This window comes from Acidithiobacillus sp. TH-A67, assembly GCF_057473545.1.
In genome coordinates this window covers 1-24,932 of sequence record NZ_JBYCKU010000002.1, presented here as the reverse complement: position 1 = coordinate 24,932, position 24,932 = coordinate 1, and the positions used below count along the sequence as shown (strand labels likewise).

At 60.0% G+C, this 24,932-nt stretch carries 33 protein-coding genes; 14 read left to right on the top strand and 19 right to left on the bottom strand.

Translation table 11 applies throughout. The features are described from left to right. Positions 1-332: 332 nt before the first annotated feature. On the bottom strand, positions 333-1,682 hold the full coding sequence (gene dnaA, locus AC2VNM_RS00195; protein WP_483166304.1) for a chromosomal replication initiator protein DnaA: 1,350 nt from the start codon (positions 1,680-1,682) through the stop codon (positions 333-335). A gap of 144 nt (positions 1,683-1,826) precedes the next feature. On the opposite strand from dnaA, the gene AC2VNM_RS00190 reads away from it, so the two are divergent. After that, positions 1,827-2,642 carry an SDR family oxidoreductase gene (locus tag AC2VNM_RS00190; protein ID WP_483166303.1) on the top strand — a complete coding sequence of 272 codons (816 nt, stop codon included), beginning with the start codon at positions 1,827-1,829 and terminating at the stop codon, positions 2,640-2,642. Between the two features lie 213 nt (positions 2,643-2,855). On the opposite strand, the gene AC2VNM_RS00185 is transcribed toward AC2VNM_RS00190, so the two are convergent. Then, complete coding sequence (locus tag AC2VNM_RS00185) at positions 2,856-3,587, bottom strand: hypothetical protein (RefSeq protein ID WP_483166302.1); 732 nt, start codon at positions 3,585-3,587, stop codon at positions 2,856-2,858. 62 nt (positions 3,588-3,649) lie between these two features. Between AC2VNM_RS00185 and thiD the strand changes: the two genes are divergently transcribed. The 5 genes from thiD to AC2VNM_RS00160 are packed head-to-tail and all read left to right on the top strand — an operon-like array spanning position 3,650 to position 7,031. After that, the gene (gene thiD / locus AC2VNM_RS00180; RefSeq protein WP_486912676.1) at positions 3,650-4,435 is read left to right on the top strand and encodes a bifunctional hydroxymethylpyrimidine kinase/phosphomethylpyrimidine kinase; all 786 of its coding nucleotides are present in this window, start codon (positions 3,650-3,652) and stop codon (positions 4,433-4,435) included. Then, entirely contained in the window at positions 4,432-5,085 is a 654-nt protein-coding gene (gene thiE / locus AC2VNM_RS00175) for a thiamine phosphate synthase (RefSeq protein ID WP_483166300.1), read from the top strand. Before thiD ends, thiE begins: the two co-directional genes overlap by 4 nt. Then, positions 5,075-6,352 (top strand): glutamate-1-semialdehyde 2,1-aminomutase, encoded by a 1,278-nt coding sequence (gene hemL / locus AC2VNM_RS00170; RefSeq protein WP_483166299.1) that lies wholly within the window; start codon positions 5,075-5,077, stop codon positions 6,350-6,352. The genes thiE and hemL overlap by 11 nt, the downstream gene beginning before the upstream one ends. 9 nt (positions 6,353-6,361) lie before the next feature. After that, on the top strand, positions 6,362-6,751 hold the full coding sequence (locus AC2VNM_RS00165; RefSeq protein WP_483166298.1) for an HIT family protein: 390 nt from the start codon (positions 6,362-6,364) through the stop codon (positions 6,749-6,751). A 7-nt stretch (positions 6,752-6,758) separates the two neighbouring features. Continuing rightward, positions 6,759-7,031 (top strand): ComEA family DNA-binding protein, encoded by a 273-nt coding sequence (locus AC2VNM_RS00160; protein ID WP_483166297.1) that lies wholly within the window; start codon positions 6,759-6,761, stop codon positions 7,029-7,031. Here the strand turns inward: AC2VNM_RS00160 and rng are convergent. The 7 genes from rng to nadD are packed head-to-tail and all read right to left on the bottom strand — an operon-like array spanning position 7,028 to position 11,945. Further along, complete coding sequence (rng, locus tag AC2VNM_RS00155) at positions 7,028-8,533, bottom strand: ribonuclease G (protein WP_483166296.1); 1,506 nt, start codon at positions 8,531-8,533, stop codon at positions 7,028-7,030. The two genes, AC2VNM_RS00160 and rng, sit on opposite strands and share 4 nt — an antisense overlap. Then, positions 8,526-9,116 carry a Maf family protein gene (locus AC2VNM_RS00150; RefSeq protein WP_486912675.1) on the bottom strand — a complete coding sequence of 197 codons (591 nt, stop codon included), beginning with the start codon at positions 9,114-9,116 and terminating at the stop codon, positions 8,526-8,528. Before AC2VNM_RS00150 ends, rng begins: the two co-directional genes overlap by 8 nt. A gap of 4 nt (positions 9,117-9,120) precedes the next feature. Continuing rightward, a complete protein-coding gene (locus AC2VNM_RS00145) occupies positions 9,121-10,014 on the bottom strand; it encodes a hypothetical protein (RefSeq protein WP_483166294.1) in 894 nt (297 codons plus the stop codon). Then, positions 10,011-10,445 (bottom strand): hypothetical protein, encoded by a 435-nt coding sequence (locus AC2VNM_RS00140; RefSeq protein WP_483166293.1) that lies wholly within the window; start codon positions 10,443-10,445, stop codon positions 10,011-10,013. Before AC2VNM_RS00140 ends, AC2VNM_RS00145 begins: the two co-directional genes overlap by 4 nt. Beyond that, positions 10,439-10,921, bottom strand: a complete 483-nt coding sequence (gene rlmH / locus AC2VNM_RS00135; protein ID WP_483166292.1) for a 23S rRNA (pseudouridine(1915)-N(3))-methyltransferase RlmH — start codon at positions 10,919-10,921, stop codon at positions 10,439-10,441. Before rlmH ends, AC2VNM_RS00140 begins: the two co-directional genes overlap by 7 nt. A gap of 1 nt (position 10,922) precedes the next feature. Further along, entirely contained in the window at positions 10,923-11,282 is a 360-nt protein-coding gene (gene rsfS, locus AC2VNM_RS00130; RefSeq protein WP_483166291.1) for a ribosome silencing factor, read from the bottom strand. Positions 11,283-11,300: 18 nt separating this feature from the next. Further along, on the bottom strand, positions 11,301-11,945 hold the full coding sequence (nadD, locus tag AC2VNM_RS00125; protein WP_483166290.1) for a nicotinate-nucleotide adenylyltransferase: 645 nt from the start codon (positions 11,943-11,945) through the stop codon (positions 11,301-11,303). Positions 11,946-12,129: 184 nt separating this feature from the next. Between nadD and AC2VNM_RS00120 the strand changes: the two genes are divergently transcribed. The 6 genes from AC2VNM_RS00120 to AC2VNM_RS00095 all read left to right on the top strand — a co-directional run bounded on the left by AC2VNM_RS00120 (position 12,130) and on the right by AC2VNM_RS00095 (position 16,986). Continuing rightward, positions 12,130-13,368: a carbohydrate porin gene (locus AC2VNM_RS00120; protein ID WP_483166289.1), complete on the top strand. Its 1,239-nt coding sequence runs from the start codon at positions 12,130-12,132 to the stop codon at positions 13,366-13,368. After that, entirely contained in the window at positions 13,368-13,601 is a 234-nt protein-coding gene (locus tag AC2VNM_RS00115; RefSeq protein WP_483166288.1) for a hypothetical protein, read from the top strand. Before AC2VNM_RS00120 ends, AC2VNM_RS00115 begins: the two co-directional genes overlap by 1 nt. Positions 13,602-13,745: 144 nt before the next feature. Further along, a complete protein-coding gene (locus tag AC2VNM_RS00110) occupies positions 13,746-14,666 on the top strand; it encodes a metal ABC transporter solute-binding protein, Zn/Mn family (RefSeq protein ID WP_483166287.1) in 921 nt (306 codons plus the stop codon). Between the two features lie 77 nt (positions 14,667-14,743). Then, complete coding sequence (locus AC2VNM_RS00105; RefSeq protein ID WP_483166286.1) at positions 14,744-15,565, top strand: mechanosensitive ion channel family protein; 822 nt, start codon at positions 14,744-14,746, stop codon at positions 15,563-15,565. Further along, positions 15,565-16,464, top strand: coding sequence for a lysophospholipid acyltransferase family protein (locus AC2VNM_RS00100; RefSeq protein WP_483166285.1), 900 nt, complete (start codon positions 15,565-15,567; stop codon positions 16,462-16,464). The genes AC2VNM_RS00105 and AC2VNM_RS00100 overlap by 1 nt, the downstream gene beginning before the upstream one ends. Positions 16,465-16,542: 78 nt before the next feature. Further along, positions 16,543-16,986, top strand: coding sequence for an Hsp20/alpha crystallin family protein (locus AC2VNM_RS00095; RefSeq protein ID WP_483166284.1), 444 nt, complete (start codon positions 16,543-16,545; stop codon positions 16,984-16,986). A 48-nt stretch (positions 16,987-17,034) separates the two neighbouring features. Here the strand turns inward: AC2VNM_RS00095 and AC2VNM_RS00090 are convergent, their stop codons facing one another. The 10 genes from AC2VNM_RS00090 to AC2VNM_RS00045 all read right to left on the bottom strand — a co-directional run bounded on the left by AC2VNM_RS00090 (position 17,035) and on the right by AC2VNM_RS00045 (position 23,869). Beyond that, on the bottom strand, positions 17,035-17,373 hold the full coding sequence (locus AC2VNM_RS00090; RefSeq protein WP_483166283.1) for a thiosulfate oxidation carrier complex protein SoxZ: 339 nt from the start codon (positions 17,371-17,373) through the stop codon (positions 17,035-17,037). Then, positions 17,370-17,867 (bottom strand): thiosulfate oxidation carrier protein SoxY, encoded by a 498-nt coding sequence (locus tag AC2VNM_RS00085; RefSeq protein WP_483166282.1) that lies wholly within the window; start codon positions 17,865-17,867, stop codon positions 17,370-17,372. Before AC2VNM_RS00085 ends, AC2VNM_RS00090 begins: the two co-directional genes overlap by 4 nt. 67 nt (positions 17,868-17,934) lie before the next feature. Continuing rightward, the gene (gene mnmE / locus AC2VNM_RS00080) at positions 17,935-19,302 is read right to left on the bottom strand and encodes a tRNA uridine-5-carboxymethylaminomethyl(34) synthesis GTPase MnmE (RefSeq protein WP_483166281.1); all 1,368 of its coding nucleotides are present in this window, start codon (positions 19,300-19,302) and stop codon (positions 17,935-17,937) included. A 1-nt stretch (position 19,303) separates the two neighbouring features. Further along, positions 19,304-20,905, bottom strand: a complete 1,602-nt coding sequence (gene yidC, locus AC2VNM_RS00075) for a membrane protein insertase YidC (RefSeq protein ID WP_483166280.1) — start codon at positions 20,903-20,905, stop codon at positions 19,304-19,306. 14 nt (positions 20,906-20,919) lie between these two features. Further along, a complete protein-coding gene (gene yidD / locus AC2VNM_RS00070; protein ID WP_483166279.1) occupies positions 20,920-21,138 on the bottom strand; it encodes a membrane protein insertion efficiency factor YidD in 219 nt (72 codons plus the stop codon). Next, entirely contained in the window at positions 21,138-21,467 is a 330-nt protein-coding gene (gene rnpA / locus AC2VNM_RS00065) for a ribonuclease P protein component (protein WP_483166278.1), read from the bottom strand. The genes yidD and rnpA overlap by 1 nt, the downstream gene beginning before the upstream one ends. A 3-nt stretch (positions 21,468-21,470) precedes the next feature. Further along, positions 21,471-21,605 carry a 50S ribosomal protein L34 gene (gene rpmH, locus AC2VNM_RS00060; protein WP_215872187.1) on the bottom strand — a complete coding sequence of 45 codons (135 nt, stop codon included), beginning with the start codon at positions 21,603-21,605 and terminating at the stop codon, positions 21,471-21,473. 89 nt (positions 21,606-21,694) lie between these two features. Continuing rightward, a complete protein-coding gene (locus AC2VNM_RS00055) occupies positions 21,695-22,084 on the bottom strand; it encodes a hypothetical protein (protein WP_483166277.1) in 390 nt (129 codons plus the stop codon). Continuing rightward, positions 22,077-22,211, bottom strand: coding sequence for a hypothetical protein (locus AC2VNM_RS00050; RefSeq protein WP_255789860.1), 135 nt, complete (start codon positions 22,209-22,211; stop codon positions 22,077-22,079). The genes AC2VNM_RS00055 and AC2VNM_RS00050 overlap by 8 nt, the downstream gene beginning before the upstream one ends. 32 nt (positions 22,212-22,243) lie before the next feature. Next, entirely contained in the window at positions 22,244-23,869 is a 1,626-nt protein-coding gene (locus AC2VNM_RS00045) for an ABC-F family ATPase (RefSeq protein ID WP_483166276.1), read from the bottom strand. 132 nt (positions 23,870-24,001) lie between these two features. Here AC2VNM_RS00045 and AC2VNM_RS00040 point away from each other — a divergent pair, with 132 nt between their 5' ends. Both AC2VNM_RS00040 and AC2VNM_RS00035 read left to right on the top strand, forming a co-directional pair. Continuing rightward, positions 24,002-24,256: a hypothetical protein gene (locus AC2VNM_RS00040; protein ID WP_483166275.1), complete on the top strand. Its 255-nt coding sequence runs from the start codon at positions 24,002-24,004 to the stop codon at positions 24,254-24,256. Between the two features lie 182 nt (positions 24,257-24,438). Next, positions 24,439-24,639, top strand: a complete 201-nt coding sequence (locus AC2VNM_RS00035) for a hypothetical protein (protein ID WP_483166274.1) — start codon at positions 24,439-24,441, stop codon at positions 24,637-24,639. Positions 24,640-24,932 lie beyond the last annotated feature (293 nt).

Here is a 24,932-nt window from a genome sequence, read left to right as displayed (position 1 = left end):
ACAGGATCGGTTGTACCGGCCGGCGATTGGCAATGTTGGCCATGGCCGCGAGGAGGGGCAGGATCTCGTCTTTCTGCACACGAAGCTTCATCGGGTTATCTCCCAAAAGAATAATAAATTTTCTTTCTTTTTCTTATAGTGATTATTAAGGGGCAATTTGTCTGTGGATAACAAGCTTACCCTATTGATCAGTCTGCCCCATGCAGGGGGGTAGGAAGGACTGACAGCCTGTGGACAAGCCGGTATCCTTGGGGATGATCTTCCGTGCGGATTCCATCCCCAAGCCAGTACCGGACTTGTTCCGGGGGTTACCCACAACTTGTTCCGGCGTCTCATCCGCCCAGCACCCGTAGGATGTTGTTGTAGTCCTCGGCAACCTGGGGGTCACTCTGCCGCAGCTTTTCGATCTGCCGACAGGCATGTAGGACCGTGGTGTGGTCGCGACCACCAAAGGCATCGCCAATCTCCGGCAGGCTGTGTGAAGTGAGTTCCTTGGTCAGGGCCATGGCGATCTGCCGTGGGCGGGCGATGTTGCGGCTGCGCCGCTTCGACTGCATCTCCGAGCCACGAATGTGAAAATACTCGGCGACCACTTTCTGGATGTTGTCGAGGCTGATCATGCGTTTTTGCACGTCGATCAGATCGCGCAATGCCGCCCGCGCGGTCTCGACACTGTACGGCTTGCGGGTGAAATTGACGTGGGCGATGACGCGCCGCAGCGCACCTTCCAGCTCCCGCACGTGCGAGCGGATCTTCTCGGCAATGAAAAAAGCTACTTCCTGAGGCAGTTCGACCCCCGCTTCTTCCGCTTTACATAAAACGATGGCCATGCGCGTTTCCAGATCGTGGGGTTCGATAGCCACCGTCAGGCCCCAACCGAAGCGCGATTGCAGACGTTCTTCCAAGCCCTCGACCTCTTTGGGATAACGATCACAGGTGATGATGATCTGACTTCCGCCGTCGAAGAGGGCATTGAAGGTATGGAAAAATTCTTCTTGGGTACGGTCCTTGTTGGCGAAGAACTGGATATCGTCGATGAGGAGCGCATCGAGCTTACGGTAGCGCTGCTTGAATTCGGCGGTGCTGTTGTGCTGGAGGGCGCGCACCATGTCCATGATGAAGCCTTCGGAACTGATATACAGGATTTTGGCTTGCGGATTCGCACGCAGGATTTCGTTACCCACGGCATGCATCAGGTGGGTTTTGCCCAGACCGACGCCACCATAGATGTACAGTGGATTGTAGGATTTTCCCGGATGTTCAGCCACCTGGCGCGCTGCCGCCACCGCGAGCTGGTTCGACTTACCCTCGACATAGGCCTGAAAGGTAAAACTGTTATTGAGATGATGACTGTTGGGCTGATGAGCGTGTCCGCGACGCTCCGGCTGGCTTGCCGGCCTTTCGTCGCTGATGGGCGCAGGCGCTTGCTGCAGGGAAACGCGCAAGCACAGGCCTGGAAGGATTTCATTCAGCTCTTTTTCCAGCAGTTCGCGGTAATGATTCTGCACGCGATCGCGGACAAAGCTGTTGGGTGCCAGGAGCAACAGTTCTTCGGCGTGCAATTCGGCCTGCAAAGGCCGCAGCCAAGTATTGTACTGCTGGGTGGATACCAACATTTCCATGCGGACGCTGAGGGCGCTCCATAGCGCTGCACCATCCTGGCTTGCCGTTTCGTTACTCATGGGGTCCTTGTCACAGGTACGGAATATGTTTCCCTGCAGCGTTCGGCACGCTACGCTAGCCACCACTGCTTGCTCCGGAGTATACGCCATGGCCCTTTTGGCTGCCAGTGAAGCGCCGGAAGACCGCACTTAGGAGATTGTTTCATGAACCCTTTTTCTGCGTCTCGACGCCCCGCGGGTGCCATTGTCATCAGCGGCGCCGGTAGTGGCATCGGCGCCGCGTTGGCACGCTGCTACGCGCAGCCCGGGCAGCTGTTTTTGCTCCTGGGCCGACGCCAGGCAGCGCTGGCGCAAGTTGCCAGCGAGCTGCGCCAGGTGGGAGCAGAGGTCGAGCTGGCAACGGTCGATGTGCGCGATGGCGCGGCTTTGCAGCGCATTGCCAGCGATTTTGCGCAGCGGCGTGGCCCCGTCGCGCTGCTGATCGCCAATGCTGGTATCAGTGTGGGGAGTTCCTCTGAGTTGCCGGAAGATTGCGCGATATTTGCCGAGGTCATCACCACCAACCTTCTCGGCATGCACTACAGTATCAGCGCTTTTTTGCCGTATCTGCCTGCCCAGGCGCAGGTGGTGGGCATCGGCAGCGTGGCGGGCTTTCGCGGCCTGCCCGGTGCTGCCGCGTATGCGGCGTCCAAGGCCGGGGTGGCGGTCTATCTGGAGAGCCTGCGCCTGGATTTGCGCGCGCGGCGGATTTCGGTCACTTGCATCGCGCCGGGCTTCATTGACACCCCGATGACCGCTGACAATCCCTATCCCATGCCCTGGCTCATGAATGTACAACGTGCTGCACAAAAAATGCGGCGCAGTATCGACCGGCGGCGGCGCTTCGTCGTGTTGCCTTGGCAGATGGCTTGCCTGAGCCTGTTGTTACGGATCATGCCGAGCGTTCTCTACGAGCGGCTGTGGCCGCAGCGCCTGGCATCCAAGCCACGCCGTTCGGGTTCGTTTTCCACAAAGGAATAAAGGCTGGCTTGCGGAACATTCTTTGAGACACTTCTGCGGGATGTTTTATATCTCATTGTTATATATGGAAATATTTATGACAAACTGGTAACACGAGGACGCTCGGTCAAAAAACCATTGTTGACAGTCTCTCCATACAGATTTCATCCACAAAGTTATCCACAAGAAAACGCCCTCACATAGGAGGGCGGGGTAAGAAGGATACGTCGTGTGTTAGGTCGCAAGTCTGGGCTTGAGCAGCCAGAGCTGGATCAGGCTCAAGAACATCTCCAGCAGTGCGATGGGGCAGGAGAGAGCACCGCCTATCAATACCAGCCAGACGAAAGCAGGATTCTGATGGGTGAGAAACCAGCCGGCGAAATCGACGATCATGGCAATGAAGGGCAGGATGATTAGAACGTATTTCGGTGCTGCCGGAAAACGGGCCTTGCTGAAGATCCAGCCGGCAATCCAGAAGATCACTCCCAGCATGGTGAGATGGATCATGCCGTTGAGCAGCATGGTATTGATGCTCATGCCGGTATCGACCTGCGCCACTTTCTTCACGTCGTCATAGCTCGCCAGCGGTGGGTTGTGCAGGACCTTACTCATCGCAACACTGTGGCATTTCAGGCAGTTGCCGTCGATCAGAGGCTTGACGCTGCTTACGTACTCCTGCTGGCTCTCGCCATTGGCAATCCAGTGATTGATTGCCTCAGTCATCTTTGGCTGTTCGCTGGCCGGCATCCCGGCAAAGCCCATCATCCGCGGTAAAACCGACTGTATGGTCGAAGAGCTGCGGTTGCCATAATAGTGCTGTGTCACCGCCTGGACGGTCAGTCCCTGCTTGCCACCTACCGTAACGTAGACGTAGGCCTCTGCTACCAGTAGTCCCAAACCGACCAAAAATATGAAGCCGGTATGGACTAATTTTTCTGCTATACTCAGTTCCGGCAATTGCCGCATCGTGAAACCCTCCCTTTTTTGCTTTTCACCAACGATGGCAAGCAAATATCCTGCCGAGGCCCATGTCCTGTCCAGCCCCTCTCTCTCGCCCTGTTGTCCTCAGTATTGCTGGCGCTGACCCGAGCTCGGGGGCGGGCTTGCAGGCAGACCTTCTGACGGGGGCTGCCATGGGCGTGCACGTCTGTACCGCCCTGACAGCCTGGACGGTACAGGACTCGCGCGGCGTGCTGCGGGTGCAGACCCTGGATGCTGCCGACACGCGTGCCCAACTGGAGACCCTGCTGGCAGACTTTTCTGTTGCCGCGGTCAAGATCGGCCTGATTGGCTCACTACCTATGGCGGAAATGCTGCGCGATTTTCTTCTCGTTCGGTGTGATCTGCCCCTGGTGATCGATCCGATCTGGCGTGCCGGTGGCGGCCAGGAGCTGGCCGATGCTACCTTGCTGGACTTCCTGCGCGTAGAACTCCTGCCCCTGGCGCGGATTGCCACCCCCAACCTTCCCGAGGCACTGCAGTTGACCGGAGCGGACACGGCGGACGGGGCCGCGCGCGCGTGGCCGGGCGACTGGCTCCTGATCAGCGATGGTCACGGTGCCGCTGCGCAGCTCGACAATCGCCTGTATCAGCGCGGCACGCTCGCCGGCCGCTACCCCCAGCCGCGGCTGCCGGGCAGCTATCATGGCACGGGTTGCACCCTCTCTACCGCAATCGCTGCGGGCCTGGCCTGCGGGCAGTCGGTACCCGATGCCGTAGCCAGCAGCCTCGCCTTTACCCATGCGGCGGTCGCAAAGGCCTATCGGGCAGGGCACGGCCAATTCTTCCCCGACCGCTGGGCGGCGCGACCATGAAGCAGCAACGGGAGCGGATATGCGGCCTCTACGGCATTACCGATGGCCGTCTGCAGGGCGAAGCGCTACTGGGAACGACCGAGATCGCTCTGCGTGCCGGACTACGTCTGCTGCAGTATCGGGATAAGACGCAGGAAGATGGGCGGCGAAGGCAGGAGGCTGCCGCCCTGCTGGCGCTTTGTCGCTCCTACGATGCACTGCTGGTCATCAATGACGATCCTGAACTCACGCGAAAGATTGGGGCGAGCGCGATCCATGTGGGGGAGGAGGACCCAGGGATAAACGATTTGCGTGCCTTGCTGGGGCCGGAGGTCTTGATTGGCGTGTCCTGTTACAACGATCTGGAGCGTGCTTGCAGGCTAGCTGCCGCCGGCGCCGACTATCTCGCCTTTGGCTCGGTGTATCCCTCTCCGACCAAGCCCAAGGCGCGCCGCGCCGATCTTTCTCTATTTCGCGCCGCGAGGCCCCTGGGCCTGCCCCTGGTAGCCATTGGCGGCATCACGCAGGATACTATGGCGGAGGTTGCGGCAGCCGGTGCCGATGCCGCCGCCGTTATCTCTGCCCTCTTTGGGGCAGCCGATGTTGCTGCCGCCACCCAGCGTCTGCAAGGCCTTTTCTCAGGCAAAGCGAGGAGACATCATGACCAGTAACGCCGAGCTTTTTTCTGCTTCGCAACGCCGCATCCCCGGCGGTGTCAATTCGCCCGTGCGCGCCTTCCGTGGCGTAGGCGGCGATCCCCTGTTCATCGAGCGCGCCGAAGGCGCCTACCTTTGGGACGTGGAGGGGCGGCGCTACATCGACTACGTCGGTTCCTGGGGGCCGATGATCCATGGTCATGCGCATCCGGAAATCCTGGCTGCCGTGGCGGCGGAGATGCAGAAAGGCCTGAGTTTCGGGGCACCGACGGCGATCGAGCTGGAACTGGCGGAAACCGTCTGCGACCTGATGCCCAATATCGAGATGCTGCGCATGACCTGCAGCGGCACCGAGGCGGTGATGACGGCCATTCGTCTGGCACGCGGGTATACCGGACGGGAACGGATCATCAAGTTCGAGGGCAATTACCACGGGCACAGCGACAGTCTGTTGGTGAAGGCGGGATCCGGGGCCCTCACCCTGGGGCAACCGTCGAGCGCCGGCGTGCCGGTAGAGTTGACCCGTGCGACGCTGGTCCTGCCCTACAACGACCTCGATGCCGTCGCGGCGGTGATGCGCGAGCAGGGGGACCAGATTGCCACGATCATCGTCGAGCCGATTGCCGGCAACATGGGCTGTGTGCCGCCGCTGCCAGGTTTCCTGGAGGGTTTGCGCAGCCTCTGCGATACCCACGGTAGCCTGTTGATTCTGGATGAGGTAATGACGGGCTTCCGCGTCGCCCCCGGCGGCGCGCAGGAGCTCTACGGCATTCGGCCGGACATCACTACCCTGGGCAAGATCATCGGCGGCGGCTTGCCAGTAGGTGCCGTGGGCGGCAGTCGCAAGATCATGGAAACCCTGGCGCCCAATGGCCCGGTCTATCAGGCCGGGACCTTGGCCGGCAATCCGCTGGCGATGGCGGCCGGCTTGCGTACCCTGCAACTGCTGCAGGAGCCAGGTTTCCACCAGCGTCTGGCGAAGCAGACGGAAAAGCTCTGCAGCGGTCTGGCGCGCGTGGCAGCGGAGGCGGAAGTCCCCCTCGTCATCACCCAGGTGCCAGGTATGTTGGGACTGTTCTTTAGTGAAGGAGCAGTGCAGACTTTCCAGGATGTCATGGGTGCTGACCAGGATCGCTATGGGCGTTTCTTCCACTTCCTCCTGGCTGAGGGCGTCTATCTCGCCCCCAGCGCCTACGAGGCGGGTTTCCTCTCCGCCGCGCATGACGACGCCATTATCGACACCACCATCAGCGCCGCACGCAAGGCGCTGCAGCAACTATAGGAGCCCTCCATGACCACCTTGTTTACCAAGATCATCCGTGGCGAAATTCCTGCCGAAAAAATCTTCGAAGACGATCAGTACCTGGCCTTTCTCGATATTCGTCCGATCCGTCCCGGCCATACCTTGGTGATTCCCAAGATCGAGCACGACTATATCTTCACTCTGGACGACGCCACCCTGGCCGGTCTTTTACCGTTTGCCAAACGGATTGTGCCGGCCCTGGAACAGGCCACCGGCTGTCTGCGCGTGGGGGTGATGGTGGCTGGTCTGGAGGTGCCGCATACGCATGTGCACCTGATCCCGATGACCGCCATCAGCGATCTCAACTTTGCCCTCGCGCGCGAGAGCAGCGCGGAAGAGCGTGCCGCCATGGGGGCTAAGATCCGCGCCGCCCTCTGATTTCGGCATGCGCTCGCACTTCGTCTTTCTGATCTTGAGCCTGTGTTTCCTCGGTTCTGCCGAGGCGCGGGAAAAACTGGACTGCCCGGAGCAGATCAATATCAACACAGCGGATTTCGATGGCTTCCGCTGCCTCAAGGGCGTGGGCAAGAAGCGCGCCGAGGCCCTGCTCCAGTACCGCGCGGAGCATGGCCCTTTCGTCAGTCCCATGGGCGTTGCGGCAGTGTTGGGCGAAAAGCTGGCGCTACGGCTGCGTTACCGTTTGCAAGTCGGCAACTAGAGAAAAACGATGTCGTACTGTTCCTGGGTGTAGGTACTCTCGGCCTGGACCTTGATCGGCCGGCCGATGAACTCCTCCAGGGCGGCGAGGCTGGTGCTCTCTTCGTCCAGCAGTTTATCGACCACCTGCGGCGAGGCGAGGACGATGAAGCGCTCGGCCGGGTAGGCACGGGTCTCGCGCACGATCTCGCGCAGAATTTCGTAGCAGAGCGTTTCGGCAGTCTTGAGGAAACCACGTCCCTGGCAGTAGGGACAGGGCTCACAGAGGATCTGCCGCAGGCTCTCGCGGGTGCGTTTGCGCGTCATCTCCACCAGTCCCAGGGCAGAAATCTGGGTAATGGTGCAGCGCGTGCGGTCAGCCTGCAGGGCCTTTTCCAGGGTACGATGGACGCGGCGCTTGTGCTCCTCATTGTCCATATCGATGAAATCGATGATCACCATACCACCGATATTGCGCAGCCGCAGTTGGCGGGCAATGGCAGCTGCGGCCTCCAGGTTGGTCTTGAGAATGGTTTCTTCCTGATTACGCCGACCGACAAAAGCGCCGGTATTCACGTCGACGGTGGTCAGTGCCTCGGTCTGATCGATGATCAGATAGGCACCGGACTTCAGGGTAACGCGACTTTCCAGGGCATGTTCGATCTCATCCTCGACATTATAGAGGTCAAAGATGGGCCGCTCGCCAGCGTAATGCTCGATACGATCGGTAACCTCGGGGATGACTTCCCGGCAAAATTGCCGCGCCGCTTCATAGGCCTCGCGGCTATCGATGCGTACCCGCTGGATGTTGTCGGACATGACGTCGCGCATGACGCGCAGGGCGAGGTTGAGGTCGGCGTGGATGAGCTGCGGTGCCCGACTCTGCCCGAGATCCTCGCGGACGTTTTGCCAGAGTCGCTGCAAGAATTTGAGATCGCTCTCAAAATCTTCGGCACCCACGCCCTCGGCGAGGGTGCGTATGATAAAACCTCCGGCCTCCTCTTCCGGCAGCAGGGATTTCAGCAACTCCTTTAGACGACTCCGCTCCTCCGGTGACTCGATGCGGCTGGAGACGCCAATGCGCGGTGAGTAGGGCATGTACACCAGATAGCGCCCAGGCAGGGTTATGCGGGTCGATAGACGCGCACCCTTGCTGCCGAGGGGATCCTTGATTACCTGCACGAGGATTTCCTGCCCCTCATGCAGGAGGGTCGAGACACTACGCAAATCATGGGCATTGATGCTTCGCGTTTCGATATCCGTCTCACCTTCCTGTTGCAGTTCATCCTCGCTTTCTGCTCCCTGGATATCGGCAGCGTGTAAAAAGGCGGTGCGTTCCAGTCCGACATCGATAAACGCCGCCTGCATGCCGGGTAGCACCCGCCGCACGATGCCCTTGTAGATGTTCCCCACCAGACCGCGATGGCCGCTGCGTTCTACCTGCAGTTCCTGCAGCACGCCGTTGTCGACCAGGGCAACACGAATTTCCTGTGGGGTGACGTTGATCAGTAATTCTTCACTCATGCAGTGCCTGCAAGTGGGGTGGGGGGAGGCCGAGCTGGCTGAGCAGCGCCGCCGTTTCCGCCAGTGGCAGGCCCATCACTCCAGAATAGGAACCGCGCAGACCGCGCACGAAGACCGCTCCCAGGCCCTGGATGGCATAGCCGCCGGCTTTGTCTTGCGGCTCGCCAGTGGCCCAGTAGGCGCATGCCTCGGCTGGGGAGATCGGCCGCAGGAAGACGGCATTGCGCGACAGGGTCTGCCATACGCGCTGGCCATTGGTGATGGCTACGGCGGTAAGCACCTGATGCCAGCGCCCGCCGAGGACCGCATAGTTTTGTTGCGCTTCGGCAGCATCTGCGGGCTTGCCGAACACCTGGTCCCTCAGACAGACCAAGGTGTCGGCCCCGAGTACCAGGGCATTTTCATCGCTGCGTACGGCAGCGTGGGCCTTTTCCCGCGCCAGACGTCGAACGAGCTGCGCCGGCGGCTCGCCGTTACGCCGGGACTCGTCGACGCTTGTCGGCCGGAGTTCAGGCGTGTAGCCCAACTGCGCGAGAAGCTCGCGTCGACGCGGCGAAGCCGACGCGAGGATCAATTGCGGCATGCGCTCAGGAGCTGCCGGGCAGGAGAATCTGGGCCATGCCGCTGGCCACCCCGGCACCCGAGGCCAGGGCCAGTCGGGAATCGGGAATCCCGGCCTGGCGCAGCCCCTGAAGGATGGCCTCGGCGCGTTGGGTGGCCAGATTGAGGCCTCCCGGTTGCCCGGAGACCCGCACCAGGATCTGCGCTGCCGAGATCCCTTTCAGCGTCCCAGCGACAGCACGTAGGCGTTGCTTGCCGTTGGCGGACAGCCCCTGGTCTGAACTGAACAGGGCGGATATGGGCATGTCCAGTTCGGTGCCATATTTTCCCTGCCGCAGGTCACCGTAGGCGGCCAGGGCCTGCAACGGGGCCGGAGCAGCGGCAGGCGCCGCAACCGTGGGGCTGACGCTCGTCGAGCTACTCGTACTCGGCGCAGAACTCGGTTGCATCGTCGCCAGACTCTGTTCTTCCTGCTGCAGTATTTCCTTTTGCTGCTGGATTTCCTGTTTCAGGCGGGCGCTGCGGGCACCCTGCATGGTCTGCGTCGCCAACTGCTGGCGCAGCTGGGCATATTCTGCCTGCAAGGCCTGATATTTCTGGTTGAGGCTGGCCAGTTCCCGGCTCAGACGTTCCTTCTCCTGGCCACTGTTTGCAGCCGCTTGGGCTTCCCGCAGTCCTTGCAGGCGGGCCTCAAAGATGGCCTGGTCGACGGCAAAGAGGGGCGGATTGACCTGATCGGCGGTCATCTGCTGCAGATCCCGCTGCAGACTGGCGGATTGCTGCGGGGTAAGATGTGTGGATTTCTGCAGGTTTTGGAACTGTCCATAGGCACGTTGCAGGGCGGCTGTGGTAGTAGCATCGGCCCAGGCTAGGGTAGGCAGTAGAAGTAAGGTGCTGGCGAGCAGGCTACGGCGAATCATGGGTTCGTCTCCTGAAGCTGCTGACGGGTAGCGGCAATTTTTTCCTGCAGACTGGCGATTCTCCCTTGTAGCTCGCGAATCTGTCCTTTTATCTCCTGGTTGCTCTCCGTCGCCGGGCTCTGATCGAGACGCTGCTGAATGTTATCGAGGCGAAGGCGGGCCAATTCGGTTTGGCGATCGGCGTAAAGATAATCGCCTCGCTGCTGCGCGGCCTGTGCTGCGGCCAGGGCTTGGCGCGCGGGCTCCAGTTGCTGCGCCGGCACCTGTGGGGACAGCGAAAAGATATGGATGCGCGCCGCTTGTACGGCAATGGCATTGCTGCTGCTCTCTTGCGGCGTGGGTACGACCATCTGCGCGCAGGCACTCAATCCCAAAGTCAGGGCTGCGACTACCCCCAGTCGGGGCAAGACTCGTTGATAACACTTCACCATCCATTCTCCTCTCCGCCACGATGATAGGGCAGGCCCGCACGGATACTCCAGGCACGATACAGTTGCTCGGCAAGGACCACGCGCACTACGGGGTGCGCCAGAGTCAATGCCGAAAGGGACCAGCGCCAGTGCGGCCGCAACGCCGGGTCGATACCATCGGGGCCGCCAATCCACAGGGTGACGTCCTGATGATCGTTGATCCAAGTATCTATTTTCTGCGCCAGCTCTTCACTGCGCAAGCTCCGCCCGGTAACCTCCAAGGCCACGATCTCACTGTCTTTGAGGGTGCTGGCGAGGAGCCGTTCACCTTCCTCCCGACGCCAGCGTGCCGGGTCGTTCTGCCGCCCCCGCTGGGCCAAGGGTAGGCTGCGCCATTCCAGTTGCACCGGGGCAGGGATCCTGCGGCGGTATTCCTCCACCGCTGCTTCCACCCAGTTTGGCATGCGGGTCCCTAGCGCGAGGACCAACAGGCGCACGCTAGCCCTCGTTACCCTGGCTACGCACCTTGGGCAGCTCGCCCCACAGCCGCTCGATCTGATAGAAATCGCGGGTTTCCGGTCGCATCAGATGGACCACGACGTCCCCCAGATCCACCAGCATCCAGTCGCTGCCGGACGCCCCTTCCTTGCCGAGAGGCCGCACCCCCTCGCCACGCACCTTGTCGATCACGGCATCGGCAAGGGCGCGTAGCTGGCGGTCAGAGTTGCCAGAGGCAATGATCAGGTAATCGGTGATATCGGTTTGTTGACGAACGTCGATGCTTTGGATGTCGATGGCCTTGTGTTCATCGAGGGCGGCGATACTCAGATCGCGCAGCATTTCGGGCGTGATGGGCAAGGTGGGTGTTCCTCCAGGTTACGCTTCGTGGTAAAGCCGTTGCCGGGCAATATAATCCAAGACCGCGTCGGGTAACAGAAAGCGCGCACTGCGCCCGGCGGCGAGAAGGCTGCGGATCTGGGTCGCGGAGATTTCCAGGGCGGTGACCGTGTGAAAGGCGATCTTGCCGCGAGAATGCCGGTGCAGTGCGGTCAGATCCTGTACCCGCCGCTCATAGAGCACCTGGCGCAAGGCCTCGGGCAGTTCCGCCATCGGCCAGCCGGGCCGGCCGATGACTACCAGATGGGTCAGATCGAGGATTTCCTGCCAGTCTTTCCAGGTATCGAAGCGCAGAAAGGCATCCATTCCGATCACCATTGCCAGAAAGCCATCGGAATCGTCGGCGCGGAGGTGGCGCAGGGTGTCGACGGTGTAGGAACGACTGCTTTTTTCGACTTCGTAAGCCAGAACCGCCAAGCCTGGGGCCTGCTGCGCGGCAATGCGGGTCATCGCCAAACGGTGCTCCGCGGGTGCCCAGGGGCTCTGCCGGTGCGGCGGATGCCCGGCAGGAACCAGTGTCGCCTCCGCCATGCCCAGCGCCTCGCGTACCTCTTCCAGCGCTCGCAGATGCCCATAATGAATGGGATCAAAGGTGCCACCCAGAATCAGCCGTTTTTTCTGCATGGATTCAGTGTAGAGGATGAGTCTGCGGGAAGAAAGCAGTTTCATGGCTTGGCGACTTGTATCCGCAGAGTGCCGGCTGTAGGGAAAAACCAAGCCATGACAAGGCGTGTAAATGAGAATCGTTATTGACTAGCAAATAGTGTTGCGGCATAGTAGCGCCGTCTTTAACTGATCTGAGCGTATCATGAAGTGCAAGTCCCTTTCTTTTTTGATGCTTCTGTGGAGTGGCGCAAGTGTTGCGGCGGGATTGCCCGGGCCTGCGGCCGAATCGCCAATCCCGAATCAAAATGGTCTGGCGCCTCGCTATCTGACCGAGTTCCAGCACATCGGCCAGGGTTTCTCCTGGTCGGCGCATGCGGATACAGAGCTCTTCGCCAATCTGGCGGGAGGAATTCGCCAGGGCACGGCCAACACCACGGCGGGCCAGTTGGGGCTGCAATGGGATAGCGGCAAGGCTGGCGCCTGGCGCGGCGGGCTCTTCACCACATCCGTGTTCGGCATCTACAGCTCGGCCGAAGACACGGCCTACAGCGGCGATCTGCAGACCGCGAGCAATATCTATGCACCTTCTGCAGTGCGGCTCTACGAGGCCAACTACCGGCAGCAATGGACGGGCTGGCTGGCTACCCGCATCGGGTACACCGATTTCAATCTCTATTTCGATGTGGCCAGCAACGCGCTTCAACTCTTGAATGGGTCATTTGGTCTCGATCCCAGCCTGTCCGGCAATGTACCGGCGCTGCCCACCTATCCATATTCCGGCCTAGGTTTCATCGTCAATACCCATGGGTCGAACTGGAGCAGCAAGGCAGGAGTGTTTCAGGGAGATGCCATTCATCCGTATCGCGGTGTCTTTGACCGCGGTTATCTGGCGATCTGGGAGGGGGCCTTGCACTGGGGGCGGGAGGAGGGCGAAGACCCGGATGATGATACGGATGAATATGGCAAGTATGTCTTTAAAGTCGGCGCCTGGCACTACAATCAGCCACGTGCCCCCGACTTTGACCTGAGTCCGACGACGAATGGCATCTACGGCATCGTCGAGGCGCACTGGCAGCTTGCCGACGCGGAGCTGGCACCCTTTATCCAGTGGGGCAAGGCTTTTGGACAGGAGAATCTGGTTCCCTGGTACCTGGGTGTAGGGGCGCGCCTCAGTCATTTTCTTGCGGCTCGGCCGGATGATGCCCTCTCCTTTGGCATGGCGCGGGCAGCCCTGCGTCCGGGCGTGGTGGCGGCGGGATATGAAGATGAGGAACTACCAGCAGCAATTTATCCCGCCGAAACCAGTTACGAAATCACCTATGTCGTCAAATTGAATGATTATCTGAGCCTGCAGCCCGACCTGCAATACATCACCCGTCCCAACGGGGTGTACCGTAACGCCACTGTCGGGTTGCTGCGTTTGCACCTGGAGTTTTTTTGATGACAGAGATTGCTCATCATGCCTTGCACTTTGTTGCCCAGCATCCGGGTTGTCGTCTCGAACAACTGCTGCGATATCTTGTGCCGGCCTGCCCGGAGCGTCTGGGACAGGCCCTGGTCGAGTTGCAGCAGCGTGGGGTCTTGCAAATCTGGAAACTGACCCGCTGTGCCGGGCGCGTGGAACAGGTCTGTTTTCTGGGGACAGGAAGTCCTTCACTGCAATCTGTGCACTGAATTTATCCCATCATCTTCTCCTGTAGCACCGTAGCCGATTGCGCGCCCCCGGGCGCGCCTTTTTGTATTGTGCGCGGAAATTGACATGAGCAGGATGACGCGAGAGCATTATGCAACCAAGTTGCAGTTACGGAGAATACCGCAATGTCCCTTCTACCTTCTGCCTTATCCCCCCGCCGTTTCCTTGGCGTTGTCCTGGCCAGCAGTGCCCTCTTTACTGGCACTGCCCAGGCAGCCGACGCGGTTCGTGCCGTTGGCGTGGAAAATGAGTATGCCAATGTCATCTCCCAAATTGGTGGCCCGTACGTACAGGTACAAGCCATCGAGAGCAATCCCAATACCGATCCGCACACCTTTCAGGCGAGCCCCGCAATTGCGCGCGAGGTAGCGCGGGCGCAATTGGTGGTCCGCAACGGGTTGGGCTACGACTCCTGGGCGAAGAAGATCCTGGTGGCCAATCCGAACCGGGCAAGGAAGGTCATCGTGGTGCAGGATCTCCTAGGTCTGCCGGAGAATACGCCCAACCCGCACTTATGGTACAAGCCGGAAACCATGCCCAAGGTGGCGGCAGCGGTGGCCGATGCCCTCAGCGCCATGTTGCCAGAGCACCGCACGTATTTTGCCGCGCAGGTGAAGAAATTCGATGCCTCCCTGCAGCCCTGGTATCAGGGCCTTGCCGCTTTCCGCAAGGACTATCCAAAAACCCCCGTCGCGGTGACGGAGCCTGTAGCAGACTATATGCTTGAGGCAGCCGGCTGCGAGATCAAGACCCCCTGGTCCTTGCAGGCGGCGATCATGAATGGCACCGACCCAGCGCCCCAGGATGTGAGCCGGCAGAGCGAGCTGCTGGGCAAACGTCGGGTGAAGGTGTTTCTGTACAATCAGCAGGTCACCAGTAGCCTGACCCAGTCGTTTCTGGCCAAGGCGAAACAGGCCCGGATTCCGGTAGTGGGAGTCTATGAGACCATGCCCGCGGGCTATGACTACCAACGCTGGATGATGGCCGAGCTGAATGCGCTGCGGGCGGCGGTTGTCCACGGAACCTCTACGATGGCATTGCACTGACATCTCGCTCCTGGCGCCTTGCCAGGGGCGCCAACAGCCTCTAGGCTCTTCGGATCGAATTCCGCGGGGGCATTTTTATGTCCATTTCTCAAATTACTTGGCTTCCCTCCTGGTCGGCAGCGCTCCACGATCGTCTGTGGGCCTGGACTGGGCACATTGCTGCGGCGCTGCTGGTGTTGCTGGTCGGCGTGTGGCTGGCGCGCTGGATAGGACGTCTCAGTGCCCGTGCGTTGGAGCGCGTCCATCACGATCTGACGGTGGCGCGTTTTCTCGAATCTCTGATCAAAATTGCTCTGTACATCGTGGTAGTGGTCGCAGCCCTCGGACAGTTGGGGGTGCAGACCACTTCGCTCCTGGCGATGCTTGGCGCCGCTGGTCTTGCCATTGGCCTGGCGTTGCAGAAGTCCTTGGCGGACTTTGCCGCCGGCGTCCTGTTGCTGATCTTGCGCCCCTACCAGGTGGGCGACAGCATCGAGGTGGCCGGTGTCTCAGGTACGGTCGAGCGCATCCATCTCTTTCAGAGCGTCATCAACAGTTTCGACAATCGCCAAATATTCGTGCCCAACAGCAAGATCCTCAGTAATGTGCTCATTAATACCTCCGTCCTTGGCCAACGCCGTATCGACCTGTTGATTACTCTCGCTCCGCATGCGGACCTGCTGCGCGCCAAGCAGCTTTTAGCAGAACTCTGCGAGACCGATGAGCGGATTCTATCCGAACCTGCGCCGGCGATTGGCGTGCAGGATCTCACCGATCTGGGTGTTCAACTCTACCTGCGCCCATGGGTACGGGCGACGGATTACGGTGCCACGCGCAGTGATCTTCTGGAGGCCATCAAGGTCCATTTCGATGCCGAGGGCATTGAACTCGCCCAGCGTCTTGCGTTTGGTGCCGCCTGATGGCGGCCGGGCGCTTCGACTCCTGGCTCGCCGCCATGGTAGGAGGACTCTTGCGGCTCTTGGCGCGTGCGCCGCGCCCGGTTTGGGTGTGGGCGGGCAATCGCCTGGGAGACCTAGCGCGTCTTCTCGTAGCGAGCGGCCGACGGGTGGCGCGCAGGAACCTGGAGATTGCCTATCCCGAACTGGATGATCGGCAGCGGAGGAATCTGCTCGCCCAGCATTTCCGCCAGCTCGGGCAGGCCTTCGTGGAACTGGGGCCGCTCTGGTTTTGGCCTCTACCGCGAAGCTTGGACTTGATTCGTTCCGTGCGCGGTGCGGAAGCGGTAGATGCTGCCCTGGAGAAGGGGCAAGGGGTAGTACTCTTCACCGCGCACTTGGGGGCCTGGGAGGCCGCAGTGCAGTATATCGGCCAGCGCTGGCCGGTGACGGTGCTCTACATGCCGACCCGCAATGCCGCCATCAACGCGCAGATGATCGCCGGCCGCGGACGCAGTGGTGCTCGGCTGGTGGCCAAGAATGGCGGTATTCGCGGATTGCTGCAGGCTCTGCAAAGGGGCGAGGTGGTGGGCGTCCTACCCGATCAGAATGTGGACCCGCGCGAGGGCGTCTTTGCTCCCTTCTTTGCGCGGCCGGCCTGCACCACGCCGTTGCTGGCACGTTTGGCGCAACGACGAGGCAGTCCTACCTTTGGACTCTTCGCCTATCGCTTGCCAGCTGGGCGTGGTTTCGAGATCGAGATCGTGCCCCTGCCGGATGGGTTCCCCAGCGGTAATGACGTGGCCGATGCGGCGACCATGAATGTGGCCCTCGAGGCAGCTATTCGTCGGGCGCCAGAACAGTACTGGTGGGTGCACCGCCGTTATAAGGATCCGGCTCCCGGTTGGGATTACCCCTATTGACAAGCCCTTGAAAAGCGCAAAACCGACCCCAGATTTGGGGCAGGTCAGCGAGGACCATTGTTCAAGAGGAGAGTCATCATGAGTGAAAAGGCTATCAGTAACCCATCCGTACGTGTTGCCGACCCCGTCGAGCAGCTCTTTGATGCCGTACTTCCCGGCTTTTTCCGGCCCCTGCAGGGCAGCGTTGGATCAGCGCGGCCGAACGTTGCACATCTCGATGTTATCGACCGCGACAACGAAATCGTCGTCAAAGCGGAGATTGCCGGTGTCGACAAGGACAAGCTCGACATCCAGGTGCACGGCAATCAGGTATACATCAGTGGGAGCAAGGAAGAGGACAGCAGCAAGGAAGAGGGCAAGTACATTTACCGTGAGCGACGCTACGGCGAGTTCGCCCGCACCATCCAGCTACCGGTGGATGTCGACGCCAGTCAAAGCAAGGCGGCCTACAAGGACGGGGTGCTGGAGCTGACCCTGCCCAAGGCGGAGTCGGCCAAGCGGCGGAAGATTGCCGTCGAATAGGCGGCATTTCAGTCAGCTGCGGAGCAAGGGGGGCGTTGCCCCCCTTGCTTACTCGGCGATGCGCAGGAATTTCTGCCCTGATCCCGCCTGCCCCTGGCTGTTGCGCCAGTGTGCGGAGATCATTCCGCTTTTTTCGGCTCGCAGGGGAACGGCAAGATAGGGATTCGCGCTGCTCATACTGGAAAGATCGAAGTGGCAGAAGGTCTTGCCATCCAGGGCAAAGGCCACCTCTTCGATGAACAGAGTCTTGTCCTCGCTTTGCGATGGATGCAGGATCAGCGCCCGGATCTCGATGATCTCTCCTCGTTTCGCGTTTTCTGGCAGGCCAATCTGCACCTCCCCGAGGCGCCGTGTCAGCCGGCTTCCCAAAGTACCCAGCACGCTCATTCTGCAGCTCCTTTGCCTTTGACAACATGCACCCACTCGGGTTTGGCTGCAAAGATATCACCGCGGTTGCTTTGTGCGATGACCCGCAGCGGGCTGTCGTGTAACACTTTGACTCTCTGGTAACATGCCGCCTTGCCATTGGCAGGACTGCAGTGAAAGATGCTCGCTAAAGGTGTGGGGTTGTGATCGACCAGCACATAGATTCGCGCAATGTAATCGTCATCCGTCATGGGGTGATTCACGGACACGGATACGGGCACGCTGAGCGCATCATCGACTTCTTTGGCGACCAGCACATGTACACGATCGGACTCCGTCAGTGTACGCATCTGAAATAGATCCTGCAGTACCTGATCGACGCTGCTGGCAGCAAAGGACTGCGCTGGCCAGCCCTCGGCATTTGCCGCCATGGCGATGCGGGTGCCGATCAGTGAGGCTCCCAAGGCAAGGCTGGTACCAAGGGCACTCAGGCGCAGGAAATCCCTTTTATGCATGCTCTGCTCCGCAATGTAGGTGTAAGGCTACAGGATAGTCGAGATGGACATCTCTGACAAAAAGACCCTACTTGCCGATACAAAAGCGCGAAAAGATCTCTCCCAGGATTTCCTCTACATCCACGACCCCGGTGATTTGGCCGAGGGCGTTGGCGCTTTCCCGCAGCTTTTGCGCCAGGAGTTCTTCGCCGGCATCCAGCTCCAGAAACTGTGCTGCCTCGGCAAGATGCTTGGCGGCCTCCTCCAGCGCCAACACATGGCGCTGGCGCGCCGACCAGGCGCTCTCGTTGTTGGCACCCAGGCGTTGGCACAGATAAGAGCGTAATTCTGTCAGACCGGCGCCGCTATAGGCAGAGATACAGAGGCCTGGCACCCCCAGATCCGGAGCGACGAAGTCCGGACAGAGATCAATCTTGTTCCACAGCACTGTACAGCGTTGGCGATCGAGCTCCGCCAGCAGCTTGGCGTCTTCTGACGAGCAGCCACGACTGGCATCGAGCAGGAGGAGGACTTCCTCGGCGCTTTCGAGTAGGGCGCGGCTGCGGCGGATGCCTTCCTGTTCCACCGGGTCGGCGCTGTCGCGCAACCCGGCCGTGTCCAGGAGCTCAAGGGGTAGTCCCTCGAGTTCGAGCTCTTCGCGCAGAACATCGCGGGTGGTTCCGGGAATCGGGGTGACGATGGCACTGTCACGACCCGACAGGGCATTGAGCAGGCTGGATTTGCCGACATTGGGGGCGCCGACCAGAAGAATCCGGGCCCCGCGCGCCAGCCGCGCGCTGGAGCGACTCTGCTCCAGAATCCGGGCTAGCTGCCTTTGCAGTTGCTGGAGTTGCGTGACCAGCGTCTGGAGGTGTTCGTCTCCCAGGTCTTCTTCGCTGAAATCGAGTCCGGCTTCGGCGAGTGCCAGGGAGTGCAGAATCTCCTTGCGTAGGCCGCTAATGGCAGCAGAAAACTGCCCCTCCAGGCTGGCCAGGGCCGCGCGTGCCTGGGACTGGCTACGGGCATGGATGAGATCGGCAACTGCTTCCGCCTGCGCCAGATCCAGACGAGCATTGAGAAACGCGCGCTCGCTGAACTCGCCGGCACGTGCCGGCCGCGCGCCCAGGCGCACGGCGTATTCGAGGAGCGAGCTGAGGATGACCGGACTGCCGTGGCCCTGCAGCTCCACCACGTCTTCGCCGGTATAGCTGTGCGGCGCGCGAAAATACAGCGCAATCCCGTGGTCGAGGCGTTCCCCTGGCGCCAGAAAAAACTGCCGCAGGTAGGCATGGCGTGGCCGCCATTGTTTGCCCTGGGGCAGGCCGCAAAGCGCATTGGCAATCTCTAACGCATCGGGGCCGGACAGGCGGAGAATACCAACGCCGCCGATTCCGGGGGGGGTGGCGACGGCGACGATGCTGTCGCCCAGCTGGTAGCGCCCCTGGCGCGACAACACCCTAGCTCTCTTTCATGACGTGGCGGGTGATCAGGTACTGCTGAATGATGCCAAAGACGTTGTTGGTCAGCCAGTACAGCACCAGACCTGCAGGGAAGAAGGAGAAAAAGATGGCGAAGGCCACGGGCAGGATCGACATGATCTTTTTCTGCACGGGGTCCATGGGCGCCGGGTTCAGGCGCTGCTGCAGGAACATGCTGATGCCCATGAGCAGGGGCAGAATGTAGTACGGGTCGGGAAGTGCCAGATCATGAATCCAGAGAATGAACGGCGCCTGCCGCAATGACACGCTCTCCACCAGCACCCAGTAGAGGGCAATGAAGACGGGCATCTGAATGACGATGGGCAGACAGCCCGCCATCGGGTTGACCTTTTCCGTGCGGTAGAGCTCCATCATCTTGGCGCCCATTTGCTGCCGGTCGCCATTGGTCTCCTTCTTGATCTGCTCCAGTTTGGGCTGCAGCTTGCGCATGTTGGCCATGGAGCGATAACTGATCGCGGAGGGGTAGAAGAAGATGATCTTTACCGCCACGACCAGAAGGATGATGGCGAGACCCCAGTTGCCGGCCCAGGAATGGAACCAGGTCAGCACCCCGTGCATGGGCTCGGCCACGATGGAGAACCAGCCGTAATCGACCGTCTGCTCCAGGCCACGTCCCAGCGCCGCGAGCTGGTCCTGCAGCTTCGGGCCCAGGAACAGTTGCTGGCGCAGGGTATAGCTCTGCCCCGGTTGCAGGGTGGGCAGGGCTTGCTGCACACCCGCCACATAGTTGCTGCCCGCCGGGCGCGCATAGAGTTGCACGCTGGCATGGGGTTCGGGGAGTACCGCTTGCAGGAAATAGTGATCCGTCATGCCCGCCCAACCGGGACCGCCATGCTCCTCGGGATGGTCGCGGAGATCGGAAAAGCTCTTCTCACTCAAACTGCCGTTATGCATCAGGACCGAACCCGTAAAGATCGACATAAACCAATGGCTCTGGGTCCGGTCATTGCGCAGAATCTGGTCGAAATAGCTGCCTTTCCAGGGCTCCTTGCCGGTATTCGTGATGCGGATGTCTTCGTTGATCAGATAGGTATGTGGATCAAACGAAAAGGTCTTTTCGATTTTCAGAGGACCGGCCTGGCCGCTCAGGGTGATGGGCCCGCCGTCATTGATCGTCTGCGGGGCGCTGAAGTTGGCGCGCAGGATCTGTCCGTCGGTAGCAATGAAGCCGCTTTGCTGTGCCGTCAAGCGCGCGGCGCTACTGTCCAGAATGGGATAGGGAGCCTTGTCGTCCACGGCGATGGGATATCTGCGCAGGCCGAGATTCTGGATATCACCGCCTTGCAGATAGATCTTGCCGGTGTAGAGATCCGTCTGGAAGCTGACGCTGGGTCCCTCGCCCACCGCATGGCTCGTCACTGCCGCAACCGTGCTGGGCGCCACCGGTACGCTGCTTGTGGGCGCGGGCGATTGGGTCGCCGCCGTTGGCTGGGTGGCTGACTGGGTGACCGCAGTTGGCGTTGCCTTCGGGCTCGGCTTGGGATGGGGCGCCAGCCACTCGAAGAGCACCAGGACGATGATCGAGAGGACGACGGCAAGGATGGTACGTTGGCTATCCATGGGGCTCCGAAAACTCAGGGGACGGGGTCGTACCCCCCCGGGTGAAAAGGATGACAGCGAGCGATGCGTTTGACACCCATCCAGGCACCACGCAGGACACCATAGCGTTCAATGGCCTCACAGGTGTAATGCGAGCAGGTTGGATGGTAGCGGCAATTCTGCCCGAGAAAGGGGCTCAGGACGAGCTGGTAGGTATGGATCAGGGCGATAGCGCCGCGACGTAGCATGGCCATCAGCGCAGCACGCTGTCGAGGCGGCCACGCAGCACGGCATAGGCCGCATCGCGTGCGGCCGGACGCGCCACGACCATGAGATCGTACGGTAGGGAGCGCCCGGCACTCAGGCGAAAGGCCTCGCGCAGCCGACGCTTCAGGCGGTTGCGGTACACCGCCTTACCTACCTTCCGGCTGACGGCAAAGCCAATGCGCGCGTGCCCCAGGTCGTTGTCCAGGCGATAGAATACCAGCTCAGGGAAACTGCGCTTCCTCCCCTCGCGCAAGGCAAGGCGGATTTCAGCCTGGGTGCGCAGGCGGTCGTTACGGGTGAACGACTGTTGGCTCATCCCTCAGGGACAGAGCTTGTACCGACCCTTGGCGCGCCGCCGCTTGAGGACTAGGCGGCCAGACTTGGTCGCCATGCGGGCGCGGAAACCGTGAGTGCGCTTGCGATGCACGACGCTAGGCTGAAAAGTGCGCTTCATGATGATCTACCCTAAAATTTCATAAGGGCACAGAAGATAAGGAGAAGAGAGGTCAAAGTCAAGGTGGGGAGGAGGATCGCGCTGGGTCCTCAGCCTGTGCTGTGCCAGCGCTCGATGGCCTGCAGCACCTCTTCATCGAAACGCTCGGGAGGCGCATGGCGCACCCATTCCTTGGCCTGCTGAATGCGCTGCGCCCGGGTAAAGGTGTAATACAACTGCTGAAACAGTGGATCTTCATCCACATAACAGTGGATGTGCTCGGCCTGACGCCGTAGTTTCCAGGGCTTGCGTTGCCCCTGCAGCCGACAGTGCAGGGTTTTGTCGTCGACACTCAGAACCTCCGCCGCCTCGATTGCCGCCACCACATCACTGTAGGGTTGATGGCGAAGGTGAAAGAAGTGATCCCCTGGCTCGGCTTCGCGCATATCCAGATACCGGTAGTGCGCATCTCCGCAAGTTTTCAGCATTGCTTCATCCATGGCCTCCAGCAGCATACAGCCACCAGAGTACGACAATAACCGCCGCACTCGCTAGGGTGATGGCACCGCTGATCAGGAGCAGTTTGAGCAGGGCTCGTGCCTCGGCATACGCGGGATCTTTTGGCATCACCTATATGGAGTGTCATTTCCCGCCAGAGTTCACCGACCTTTCCCAACTTTTTTTGGAGGGACTTTGGCAGTTTGCTGGCTCCGCAGATAGTCTTCGTAGCTGCCCTTGAAATCCTCGATGCCGTGGGCGGTAAATTCGATGATGCGGGTGGCCAGCGACGAGACAAATTCCCGATCATGACTGACAAAAATCAGGGTGCCGTCAAATTTTTCCAGGGCCGTGTTCAGCGATTCGATGGACTCCATGTCCAGATGATTGGTTGGTTCATCGAGAATCAGGACGTTGGGTCTTTGCAGGGTCAGTTTGCCAAAAAGCATGCGCCCCTTTTCGCCGCCGGAAAGTACCTGTACCGGTCGGTCCACCTGATCCTGACCAAAGAGGAGGCGGCCCAATATGCCACGGATGATCTGGTCATCGTCCTTTTCGCTGCGCCATTGGCTCATCCATGCAAAAAGACTCCACTCCTCGGCAAACTCCGCGGCATAATCCTGGGGAAAATAACCAATCTTGGCGTTCTCGGCCCATTTGACGGTCCCGGTATCCAGCTTGATTTCGCCCAGCAGGCAGCGCAGTAGAGTGGTCTTGCCCAGACCATTGGCGCCAATGATCGCCACCCGTTCCCCCGCCTCTATCTGCAGGCGAAACTTGTGGAACAGGCGCAATTCGCCAAAACTCTTGCCCAGATCCTTGCCGTCCACGGCGTGACGATATAACTTGCGCTCTTGTTGAAACACGAGATAAGGATTCTGCCGGCTAGAGGGCTTCACCTCCTCCAGCTGGATTTTTTCGAGCTGGCGCGCCCGCGAGGTCGCCTGTTTGGCCTTTGAGGCATTGGCCGAAAAACGGCTGACGAAGGTCTGTAGCTCTGCTATTTTTTCCCGCTTTTTATCATTTTCGGCCAGTAATTGTTCACGCACCAGCGTTGAGGCACGCATGTACTCGTCGTAATTTCCCGGATAGATGCGCAGTTCGCCGTAGTCCAGATCCGCCATGTGGGTGCAGACGCTGTTCAGAAAATGGCGGTCATGAGAAATGATGATGATGGTGCTGTTGATGGTGCTCAGCAGTTCTTCCAGCCACTGAATCGTATGAATATCCAGATTGTTGGTAGGCTCGTCGAGCAGCAGGATGTCCGGGTCGGCAAAGAGTGCCTGAGCGAGGAGTACCCGCAGTTTCCAGCCGGGGGCCACGGCCGACATCAATCCTGTATGTTGTTCCAGGGGAATGCCCACCCCAATCAGTAGTTCCCCCGCCCGTGCCTCAGCAGAATAGCCGTCGAGTTCCGCATACTCTCCCTCGATCTGGGCAATCGCCATGCCCTCTTCCTCCGTCAGCTCCGCCAGGGCGTAGAGACGATCGCGTTCCTGTTTGACCCGCCAGAACTCCGCATGACCCATCATCACCGTATCCAGAACCGTGCAATCTTCGAACGCAAACTGGTCCTGACGCAATTTGCCGAGGCGCTCGCCACTGCTGAGGCTGACGTTGCCGGAGCTGGGTTCCAGATCGCCGCCGAGGATTTTCATCAGGGTCGTCTTGCCGCTGCCATTGGCGCCAATCAGGCCGTAGCGGTTGCCATCGCCAAACTCGACGCTGACATTCTCAAAGAGCGGTTTGGAAGCAAATTGCATGGTCAATTGATGGGTGCTGAGCAAGGCAGACTCCAAGGGGGTAAGGAGAGCGAAGGTCGAGATGATAACATCGAAAGGGCGAGAACCTGGACCTCTGACATGCCTGAAAGGCAGACGAGCCCCAGTTTGACTAAACTTACAAGAGGAGGTGTATGTATGAACGCATTGTATACACGTAAAATAGCTGTGGCGACGGCCGCCGTCTGCGCGCTGGCACTGGGTGGTTGTGCCAACATGAGTCCGACTGGACAACGAGCCTTGAGTGGTGGCGCCATTGGTGCTGCGGGTGGCGCGGTGGTTGGCGCTGCGGTAGCCGGTAGTCCCGCTGCTGGGGCAGCGGTCGGTGGCGCTGTAGGCGCCGGTATCGGGGCGGCACTACCGCAAATCAAGCACAGTCTCAACGGGGACTAGTTGCGTAGATAAGGTGTGCCAGCCGATGCGAGAAAACGAGCCGTTGCGCTCGGCAACCGCGCGGTGTTTTGCAGTTGCCGAGCGCGTCCGCAAGTTGGAGAGATTGACGCGTTTTTTCTGGTGATTCGGGTGAGTGCCCATGCTAGGATTTTTCCTTCCCCCGACTCTCCAGACCAGAGCCCATGAGCACCCTCTCCAGGAAAGATCTCCCCACTTTGCGACGGCTGCATCCCGTGTATTTCCGGCGTTGGTGGCGGAACATGGTCGGCCAGACCGACCATGAAACGGTGATCGAGCAGGCCACCAATGACGGCCGCTTGAGTTACAGCTATGCCTTCATGGTTTTCGTGTCGGCGGGTGTAGCAGCAACGCATCGTTGTTAGAGTTTGTCCAAGAACATCACTGTGAGAAAGGAGACGTTGGCCTTGCGGCAGGCCTCGGTGTGTTCAGCAAACGGTCGTTTGGTGGATGACGTATCGTGCCCACTCATAATGTCGAGGAACCAAATTTGATGTCCAAGGTGGTTTATATAGACCATAAAGGTTGATATAAACTAGATAATGCGGTTGATTTGAACCGGCACGGAGGTAGCCTTCTGATAATATATAGTATAACTATATATTTTTATTAGAACATAGTTTACCACTTTTGTCAGGTACAGAGAGTGCTTCTATAG